Source organism: uncultured Halopseudomonas sp. (assembly GCF_963977355.1).
Lineage (GTDB): Bacteria > Pseudomonadota > Gammaproteobacteria > Pseudomonadales > Pseudomonadaceae > Halopseudomonas.
Genome location: NZ_CAXBOV010000033.1, coordinates 23,746 through 32,382, shown reverse-complemented (window position 1 = coordinate 32,382; position 8,637 = coordinate 23,746). Strand labels below are relative to the sequence as shown.

Annotated in this window: 11 protein-coding genes; 1 reads left to right on the top strand and 10 read right to left on the bottom strand. The window is 58.2% G+C overall.

Annotated features, from left to right (window positions below):
* Positions 1-230 precede the first annotated feature (230 nt).
* A complete protein-coding gene (gene rdgC / locus AAC076_RS15685; protein ID WP_339847486.1) occupies positions 231-1,148 on the top strand; it encodes a recombination-associated protein RdgC in 918 nt (305 codons plus the stop codon).
* A 298-nt stretch (positions 1,149-1,446) separates the two neighbouring features.
* Here rdgC and bamD read toward each other — a convergent pair whose 3' ends face one another.
* The 10 genes from bamD to gspF are packed head-to-tail and all read right to left on the bottom strand — an operon-like array spanning position 1,447 to position 8,635.
* A complete protein-coding gene (bamD, locus tag AAC076_RS15680; RefSeq protein ID WP_339847483.1) occupies positions 1,447-2,064 on the bottom strand; it encodes an outer membrane protein assembly factor BamD in 618 nt (205 codons plus the stop codon).
* Positions 2,065-2,095: 31 nt separating this feature from the next.
* Complete coding sequence (locus AAC076_RS15675) at positions 2,096-2,854, bottom strand: type II secretion system protein N (RefSeq protein ID WP_339847480.1); 759 nt, start codon at positions 2,852-2,854, stop codon at positions 2,096-2,098.
* Positions 2,851-3,339 carry a type II secretion system protein M gene (locus tag AAC076_RS15670; RefSeq protein WP_339847478.1) on the bottom strand — a complete coding sequence of 163 codons (489 nt, stop codon included), beginning with the start codon at positions 3,337-3,339 and terminating at the stop codon, positions 2,851-2,853. The genes AAC076_RS15675 and AAC076_RS15670 overlap by 4 nt, the downstream gene beginning before the upstream one ends.
* Positions 3,336-4,574, bottom strand: coding sequence for a type II secretion system protein GspL (gene gspL, locus AAC076_RS15665; RefSeq protein WP_339847476.1), 1,239 nt, complete (start codon positions 4,572-4,574; stop codon positions 3,336-3,338). The genes AAC076_RS15670 and gspL overlap by 4 nt, the downstream gene beginning before the upstream one ends.
* 17 nt (positions 4,575-4,591) lie before the next feature.
* A complete protein-coding gene (locus AAC076_RS15660) occupies positions 4,592-5,368 on the bottom strand; it encodes a hypothetical protein (RefSeq protein WP_339847473.1) in 777 nt (258 codons plus the stop codon).
* A gap of 41 nt (positions 5,369-5,409) precedes the next feature.
* Complete coding sequence (gspJ, locus tag AAC076_RS15655; RefSeq protein WP_339847470.1) at positions 5,410-6,042, bottom strand: type II secretion system minor pseudopilin GspJ; 633 nt, start codon at positions 6,040-6,042, stop codon at positions 5,410-5,412.
* On the bottom strand, positions 6,039-6,425 hold the full coding sequence (gene gspI / locus AAC076_RS15650) for a type II secretion system minor pseudopilin GspI (RefSeq protein ID WP_339847467.1): 387 nt from the start codon (positions 6,423-6,425) through the stop codon (positions 6,039-6,041). The genes gspJ and gspI overlap by 4 nt, the downstream gene beginning before the upstream one ends.
* On the bottom strand, positions 6,409-6,951 hold the full coding sequence (locus tag AAC076_RS15645; protein ID WP_339847465.1) for a prepilin-type N-terminal cleavage/methylation domain-containing protein: 543 nt from the start codon (positions 6,949-6,951) through the stop codon (positions 6,409-6,411). Before AAC076_RS15645 ends, gspI begins: the two co-directional genes overlap by 17 nt.
* A gap of 2 nt (positions 6,952-6,953) precedes the next feature.
* Complete coding sequence (gspG, locus tag AAC076_RS15640; protein ID WP_339847462.1) at positions 6,954-7,421, bottom strand: type II secretion system major pseudopilin GspG; 468 nt, start codon at positions 7,419-7,421, stop codon at positions 6,954-6,956.
* Between the two features lie 2 nt (positions 7,422-7,423).
* Complete coding sequence (gene gspF / locus AAC076_RS15635; RefSeq protein ID WP_339847459.1) at positions 7,424-8,635, bottom strand: type II secretion system inner membrane protein GspF; 1,212 nt, start codon at positions 8,633-8,635, stop codon at positions 7,424-7,426.
* Positions 8,636-8,637: the final 2 nt, after the last annotated feature.

The following is an 8,637-nucleotide window of genomic DNA, read 5'->3' as shown; positions in this document are numbered from 1 at the left end:
ACCGCCGACCCTCTGCTTGTAAGGCAGATGCTCTCCCAGCTGAGCTAATCACCCATTTGCTCTCGAAGTGGGGCGCATTCTAGGCAGCTTTTCGCTTGCTGGCAATACCTTTTTTAAAAAAAATTCTCCCCTTTTTCAATATGTTAATTCTCCGCCCGGATCGACTGGCCGCCGGCGCCTGCGTCAGGCACTATTGCTGACTTTTGCGCCGGACGTGCGAGGACAGCATCATGTGGTTTCGTAATCTTCTGCTTTATCGTTTCAGCCAGACCATTCCCTTCAACGAGGCCGAGTTGATTGCCGCGCTCGAACAGAAGCCCGCTCGGTCGTGCGGGAGCCAGGAGACCCATACGCTTGGCTGGACAACGCCCTTTGGCAAGCATTCGGAAAACCTCGTGCAAGTTGCCGATGGCTATTGGTTGATCGCCCTGCGCAAGGAAGAGCGCATTCTGCCTGGAAGCGTGGTGCGCGAAAGCCTGACCGAAAAGGTGGACGAAATCGAAGCAAGGGATGCGCGCAAGGTCTACAAAAAAGAGCGCGATACGCTCAAGGACGAGATCATCATGTCACTCCTGCCCCGTGCGTTTACGCGCACCCAGACCACGCTCGCGTGCATCGCACCGCAGGAAGGCTGGATAGCAGTCGACACATCCAGCGCCAAGCGCGCAGAGGATCTGCTCAGCCTGCTGCGCGAATGCGCCGGTAGCCTGCCTGTGCGGCCCATGACAGTGAAGATAGCACCAGGCGCATGCATGACTGACTGGGTCAAGACTGGACAGGCTCCAGAGGGTCTGGTGGTCGGTGACGAATGCGAACTGCGCGACACTACGGAAGATGGCGGGATTATTCGCTGCAAACGCCAGGACCTGGCAAGCGACGAAATTCAGCAGCACCTGACCGTCGGCAAGCAAGTGAGTCAACTGGCCTTGCAATGGCAGGAGAAGATCGGCTTTACCCTGGATGACAAACTATCGGTCAAACGACTTCGGTTTGAAGATCTGCTGACAGATGAGGCCGACGATCAAGGCGGCGACGATATGGCTGGCCAACTCGATGCGAGTTTCACGATTATGGCAAAGAGTCTGTCCGAGCTTATTCCCGCCTTGACCTCTGCGCTTGGCGGAGAGGAAATCCCACAGGGAATTTGATGACCGGGGAATGGAAAAGCTATCCACAATATCTGTGGACAACTATGTGGATAGCCTCCTCAAAACCCTGTCAGAGCCTTGTAATATATGGACACGGCTCAAAATGGTTAAAAATTGATCAATTTTTTATTGTTTAAAATCAATAACTTACGATTGAGCTCAGTAATTCAGAGGCTTACAACGCAATATGTAAGTCGCTTTAGAGCATCATCTGGCCATTGTGTACAATGTCAACCCACCTGCCCGTGAGCAGCAAAAAAAAGTGCCCTATAAGGGCACAACTGCCTGATCGCGTTACTCAGGGCGTCGAACGTTGTTCGAGCCAGCGCTTGGCATCCGCTGCTGCTGCGCTGCGCGGATATTCCCGAGCCACATAGCGCAAGCGCGACGCACCCAACTCGCGCTTGCCTTTTTCTATCTCCCCTATAGCCAGGCGGTATTCAGCTCGAGCCATGCCCTCATGGAGTGTTTCCAGACGAGGAGCCACTTCGGGGCGATAAGCTGATTCAGGGTATGCACGTACAAAGGTGACCAAACGATCATGTGCACGCCTGCCGGCCGTCAATTGGGCAACTGCGTCCCCCTCTGCCAGCTCAAATCGAACGAAATCGGTCAGGGCAAGCAGATAATCTGAATAATCCGGATTAGGCGCATCCGCGTGTCGGTCCTTATACCCTTCCAGGAGGCGCTCTACCGTGCCCAGTTGGCCATTCTGCAGACAAAGGAACGCTGCTTCCTGCTCCAGCCCCGGATTGTCCAGGGGCAGGACCTGATCCGCTAACATCGGATCACAGGAGCCCATGCTGAGTTTGGCCTTGACGTCGACCACTTCCTTTGAGGGGGCGCTATTTCGGGCTGTACCGGTCGCGCAACCGGTAACGATTGCCACCACTAGCATGATAAGGGTCAAACGCATCGAGATTCTCCTTGAAAGGTTGATGCACTGGTCACTGCAGATTTGCACGCCAGCTTATCCATCCGTCGGCTGCAGGCTTGCCCAGCATGCTCAGACCGCCTACCAGGCCGGCTTCTGCAGTCGCCCTGGCTTGCAGGCGCGTATCCAGCGCCATTGCCTGTCCGGGTCTCCAACGCGCCGTCCCCTGGAGCCCCAGCGGCCCACCCTGATCTGATAGCGTAAATTGCAGCCAGCCTTCGCTATCGGCGAGGTCTGCCACAAGATTGCCGAGCGGGAGCGCGGTGGGAAGACCACCTGCCGCGGCCTCCCATACAAGTCGGCCCTGCGCACGGGTTACGTGTTCCATATCCTGTAGCTCCAAAACAGGCACATCGAGCTGCCAGGTTCCCTCGAGCAGAAAGGGCGCTTTGTTGACCGAAGCCATGGCTGCTGCATCCAAACGACCGCGAACGTCTTCGAGAGTCAGAGTATCAGTACCGATTTGCAAGGTAGCTCTCACATCCCCCTTGCGCGGCATCCAGAGAAGATCCAGCTCGATAGCCGCAGTCAGCAGACCAGCGGGGCGCCAGGACCAGGCCAGCGACCCCTGATCGATTCCATCCGCCTCGATCTTGTTGACCCTGCCCGTCCAGAGGGTGCCTGTGAGACCATAGAGCTCGACCTGGGCAGGCAATCGATCCTTGAGGTGGCTCCATACAAAGCTTGCCGGCAGGTTCCATATCAGGCTCACCAGAAAAAGCACCAGCGCGAGTATTGCCAGCCGTTTACCGCTCATTATGCGTTGTATCATCGTGGCTCCACCAAGACGCGAGCAGACACCACGCCGGGCTCGGCACCGGCACCCACAGACAATTGACTGACCAGCAGTCCCTGGCGCTGCTCCAGCTCGGCCAACCAGCGAACCAGCGCGTCAAAAGCGACCGCGTCGAACCATAGTCGTGCGCCTTCACCTTCTGGCTGTACACGCTCCATCGACTCCTTGAGTCCCGACGCATTGGCGGATACTTCAATCAACGTAAGCACTGAGCCCCCGGCAATCCCCGCAGAAGCCTGGCCGTTACTCTGCATGCCCGCACGCCGACGTACTTCCAGCGCAGCCTGCTGCATCCATGTATGGTCTGTGGTTAGCTGCATGACTTCCTGGCGCAGGTCCGCACGCTTGTTGATTACCGGCTCAACGATCAACAACCAGATAATCAACAAGCCAAGAACGCCCATCCCGGCCAGGAGTATGATCCTCTCTCGCGGTGCCAGGCCCGCCCACCAGTTATTCATGATTTTCTCCGGGAAACTTTCAACCGTGCTGTAACGCCTTCACTTCCGGAGTCCGCACCCTGGAGGGTTTCCTGTAGCTCAGGCTGACTGGCCAGGCCTGCCCGCAGGGCTTCCAGCTCGGCAAAGGATGCCAACTGCAGTTCTATCTCAAGCTCTCCAGGCGTTGCCCGGAACTGTATTATGCTGGCGCTATCGGTCTGTGCTAAGACGGCAAGGGCATCGTGCAGAAGTTCGCCGCTGCTGTTGGCCGAACTACCCGGTGCATTACCCTCGAGCACCTGGCGGAACTGCGTGACGGGTTGAACCATCCGGCTATTGGGGAGGCTACTTTCGAAGACTGCTTCAATACCTGCAACGAGGCGGTCGCGCTCACGCGACAGCGTCAACCACTCAAGACTGAACTGGGCCAGGAGGACCGCGAGCAGGACGCCCGCTGCCACCATGACCGGCCGCATCTTACGCCAGGGAGGCGCTGCCATGGTGGTAGCGTAAGGACCAGTGAGCAGATTCAAGGGCGGGTTAGGTTGCAGGCAATATTCCAGCGCCTTGTCCACAGTAACCTGAGCAGGGACCTCGGTGAAAATTACATCCTGATTCTGCTCAAGACCGAGATCGACCTTACTGAAACCGCTAGCCTGCACTACGCGCTCATCTTCTGGTAACGAGCTTAATCTGCGCGCCAGCCAAAGCCCCAGCAGTCCAACTTCGATGAGTACTGGCTCCTCGAAGCGTGACGTGATCAATGCCTGTGGCGCAGCACTTGGCCAGGGTGAGGGCCTCACCAACAATCCCTGCTCCGGGGTATCACCGCCATGCAGTACCGGTAGCGGGACGAGCGCCTCAAGGCGCCACTGACGGGACTCAAACAGCGCCTGCCAGTGATCCATTCTGTCTGTTTCAACCACCGCAGCTGCCAGACGTCCGTCACTGCGTCTTGGCCCTGGCACACAGTGCAGTAGCTCCAGGTCCTGGCTCACCTGGTCTTCCAGCGCGAAGGGTAATGCAGCTCGAACAGACGCAGCACGCTTTACCGGCATGTCGAGCCGATACAGGCTTACCGACGTAGCCGGTGCCAAGGCTCTAAGCCGCTGCCCCGCGAACCGGCTCTTCAGCGTCTGGAGGCTGTCGAGGCCATGCTCGCGCACGCCACTCTCGCGCTCCAGATGCCACCAGTTCACTAGCAAAGCTTCCTGGTCGTCTTCCTGAAGTTCTTCGGGTAATAAAACTATCAACATGATTCGATCCGCTATTGTCAGGGCTCGCAGGCCGTTTGTTCTCTGAGGACCACTTTTCCGTTGGCAGCATCAATCAGCGAACACTGATAGAACCGCCGCTGGCCGAATTCGGCGACCAATTCCAGTCGCATATACCAGGGAGCCTGGTCACCGGCAGGCCGCCCGGTAAAGATATTTCGCATGAGTTCCGGACTACGCTCCGGGTCTATTGGACTGGCTTGACCCGGATAGGCTGTAACAAAGGGACCAAGGGCCTGCCACGCTTCGCTGGTCATGCCCAATACCGAGTTGAGCTCCGAGGCAACCTGCATTTCGCGGTTGCCGGAAACACGCGACGGGTCGGCAGCACGATAGGAAGGGTCGTCAGTTTCGGGATCCATCCAGTCGGTTACAGCCAACGCCAGTTGCGCGCCAGAGGGCATAGTTACCCCTTTCTCGTTACCCACTTCATCCACCAGACGAGCGAAGTAACCCTGTTCTGTCTCATCTGCGCCGGCAAGGGCGTTTAGATTGTAACGACACTGCATGTTGTCTACCGTCGCTTGCAACCGGACCTCGTCAACCATGAACGGCAAGGTAGGTGAGCGGCAGGTATCCCAGGGCAAATCGTCGGGTCCTTCGACACGCTCGAGAAACTGAATCACCATGTTTTCTCCCCCCTGAGCGATATGCCGTGACTGATCCCGTTCGAATACAGCACTGGTTCGTCGGATATCAACCTGACTGCGCATAGCCATCGCCACCGCAGCAGTGACTGCTAGTGCCACTACCAGCAGCGCGGTCAGCAGGGCCACCCCCTGCTGCCTCCTGGCTATGGTTGTGCGAGCTGCGTATCTCACATGCCCACCGCCATCATCCGTCGGATGACTCCGTATTCAGGCAGATCCAGTACGATTTCTATTGCCATCGGCAGCTCCACACTTGCCGCATCAGCGTTTGCGGCCGGCCAGGAGTCGACACGCTCAAGCCCTGCCTCAGTGCGCACTACAAGAGCGAACCCGCTCTCCATACCCAGCAGCTCATCTTCAGCGACCAGCTCGCCAAAGGGCTGCACACGAGCGCTTTCGGCATCAACTATGTCGACACCCGGCCAGAGTTGCCGTTCCAGCCCCCGATCGGTGATCAACCAGGCCGTCCGCCGCAAACGCTGATCACCCCCGGCACCCGCCCTGACCAACTCCAACAGTTTCGCATCACCCCCAGCGCGTAGGCGCAACGGCGGCATGCGATCGCCAAATTCATCGCGTACGGCTACTGCAACCACCTGCGCCAGGTCACGCTCCAGTACACTGAGAGTGACCTGCAAGTCAGCCAGCCTGCGGGCATGGACCTGCGTGACCTGATCTGCAGACAACACTGCGCGCAGCCCGCCATAGGCCACCACACTCATGATTGCGAACACCGCCATGGCAATCAGCATTTCCAATAGCGTGAAGCCTCGCTGGGCATTACCGAGAGACTTTGTCATGGCAATACAAACCCACTGACAAAGGCGCGCTGGTCATCCTCTCCCTGCGCCAGCAACCACAAACGGATATCCACGCGCTTGACCGCTGGCAGCGGCATGGGCGCCTGCGGGGTGTAGTCGCTTATCTCAACCTGGTAGCCATAGCGAAAAGGCCCCATCACGGTGTCACCGGTGCGATTTCCTTCCGCCACCGGACGCATTCCGGTTTCATATTCGGCCAGTAGATTCTGGCCCGCCCAGTGAGCCAGCGTGCGCTCTTGCAGATACAGTGTATTGCGCGAATGGTCGGACCCGCCCTTGACCAGGGCAGCGAGTGCAACGGCGAGAATCGTCATCGCCACCAGCACCTCCAGCAGTGTGAAACCTTTATTCCGGGAACGCATCGAGCACCTCGACACTGCCTTCCATACCGATACGGATATGTCGCTCCAGCGGTTTGCCCGGAACTTTGAGAGTGATGATGCCAGGCGTCATTTCACCCGTATTTCCAAGACGCACATGGGGTTCCCATCCGCCAGTCTGGGGCAAAGGCTGCCTCTCGCCTTCTGCTTCGAACGCCATCTCTATAACGCCCGGCTCCAATTGCCGTATGCCCAACTGCTGATCCACAAGGGGGCGCCATTCGCGGGTCGAATCGTCGAGAATGACCAATTCAAGAAAACTGTAACTTTCCGGACGTAAGCCCAGAGCCCGTTCTGCCGCACCGGTTATCAATAATTCGTCGCGAGCAAGACTCAGCACCCCGGCCAGCCGCTGGGTCTCAGTACGCAACTGGCGCTCTGCACCATCACCAATCGACAGGGTGGCCAGGCTGGCTACAATGCCCACCAGAACCAACACCACCAAAAGCTCTATCAGGGTAAATCCCCTGTGGGCTCTGGCACGGCTGGTCATGGCGAACAGAGTCATAACTAGCGTTGCTCGTTCTGGTCGACGTTCCAGTTGCCCACGTCGGCATTGGCACCTTCACCACCGGGGCGGCCATCGGCACCCAGGCTGTACAGGTCATAGTCGCGACCATCGCGTCCGGGCCGTAGATACTGATAATCGTTGCCCCACGGGTCCTTCTGTAACCGGTCGATGTAACCGCCGGAGCGGTAGTTGCGCGGTGCATCGCTGCCACTGGGCTGCGCAACAAGAGCGATCAGGCCCTGCTCGGTTGTGGGATAATTGAAATTGTCCAGCCGGTACAGGTTAAGCGCACTCTCCAACGCACGGACGTCGCTCTGTACCTTGGTAATACGTGCCTGATCCGGTCGATCCATGACTCGCGGCACCACAACGGCAGCCAGGATGCCCAGGATCACAACCACTACCATCACTTCTATCAGGGTGAAGCCGCGCTGCATTCCTGTTGGTTGTTGCATTCTCATGGTCATAATCAGTTCACCAATTGGTTGAGTTCAAATATCGGCAGCAGGATGGCCAGCACTATGATCAGCACGACCGCTCCCATTGCCAGAATAAGCAGCGGCTCAAACACGCCCATCACAATAGCGATACGCGCTTCCAGCTCGCGCTCCTGAGTTTCCGCGGCCCGGTCGAGCATCTGATCCAGCGTGCCGCTGCTCTCTCCGCTTTTGATCAGGCTCAGCGTCATGGGCGGAAAGTACCCGCTACGCTCCAGGGCATGACCTACTCCAGAGCCTTCACGCACCCGCTTGGCTGCGTCGCTAACGGCATCACGCATGGGGACGTTAGTAACAACACTCGCGCTCATGTTCAGTGCATCCAGCAGCGGCACGCCGCTACCGGCCAGAATATTCAACGTGCGCGCAAAGCGGGCCGTATTCAAGCCGCGAATCAGGCGGCCTAGAAGTGGCACGCGCAGCAGCCACGCATCCCATCGATATCGCGCTGCCGGTTTCTTGAGTAGTTGTTTGACCAGGGCAATCGCGCCTACCAGCACTACCAGCATGAGTAGCCCCCAGTTACGCAAGGCGTCACTCGTCGCAATCAGTGCTCGGGTGAGCCAGGGCAACTCCTGATTCATGCCCGCAAAGACCTGAACCACTTCGGGCACCACATACGTGAGCAACGCGATGGTGACCAACAGGGCGATGACTGTCAGAGTCGCGGGATAGAACATGGCCAGCTGGATTTTCTGGCGCATCGCATTCTGCGCTTCAACGTTGTCAGCCAGGCGCTCCAGCACCAGGTCCAGTCGACCCGCCTGTTCGCCGGCGGAGAGTGTGGTGCGATAGATAGCCGGAAAAACGGAAGGAAATTCGCCCAAGGCATGGGCCAGTGGCAGGCCTTCCATTACGCGGGTACGTACAGCAGACAGGGTGGACTTGACCCGCTGGGTTTCACTCTGCCGCGCCACGGTACCAAGCACTTCCTCAATGGGCATACCCGCGCGAGCGAGTGTCGCCATCTGGCGTGTGGCAAGCGCCAGCTCCAGGGGCTTGATGCCGCGCTGGAACATGGGCGTACGCATGACCGATTTGCGTTCGGCGACCTGATTGACCGACATGGGCATCAGACCCTGCTCACGCAGCCTGCTGCGCACCTGGCGCGAGGAATCCCCCTCCTCCACGCCTTTGCGCGTGCGTCCCGCCGGATCTACTGCTACATAATCAAAAGCAGGCATGA

Bases quoted from the DNA above. Each gene is read 5' to 3' on its own strand.
- gspG (WP_339847462.1), bottom strand. From the start codon at position 7,421: ATGACCATGAGAATGCAACAACCAACAGGAATGCAGCGCGGCTTCACC.
- gspL (WP_339847476.1), bottom strand. From the start codon at position 4,574: ATGTTGATAGTTTTATTACCCGAAGAACTTCAGGAAGACGACCAGGAA.
- gspI (WP_339847467.1), bottom strand. From the start codon at position 6,425: ATGCGTTCCCGGAATAAAGGTTTCACACTGCTGGAGGTGCTGGTGGCG.
- rdgC (WP_339847486.1), top strand. From the start codon at position 231: ATGTGGTTTCGTAATCTTCTGCTTTATCGTTTCAGCCAGACCATTCCC.
- bamD (WP_339847483.1), bottom strand. From the start codon at position 2,064: ATGCGTTTGACCCTTATCATGCTAGTGGTGGCAATCGTTACCGGTTGC.
- AAC076_RS15645 (WP_339847465.1), bottom strand. From the start codon at position 6,951: ATGACTCTGTTCGCCATGACCAGCCGTGCCAGAGCCCACAGGGGATTT.
- AAC076_RS15670 (WP_339847478.1), bottom strand. From the start codon at position 3,339: ATGAATAACTGGTGGGCGGGCCTGGCACCGCGAGAGAGGATCATACTC.
- AAC076_RS15675 (WP_339847480.1), bottom strand. From the start codon at position 2,854: ATGATACAACGCATAATGAGCGGTAAACGGCTGGCAATACTCGCGCTG.
- gspJ (WP_339847470.1), bottom strand. From the start codon at position 6,042: ATGACAAAGTCTCTCGGTAATGCCCAGCGAGGCTTCACGCTATTGGAA.
- gspF (WP_339847459.1), bottom strand. From the start codon at position 8,635: ATGCCTGCTTTTGATTATGTAGCAGTAGATCCGGCGGGACGCACGCGC.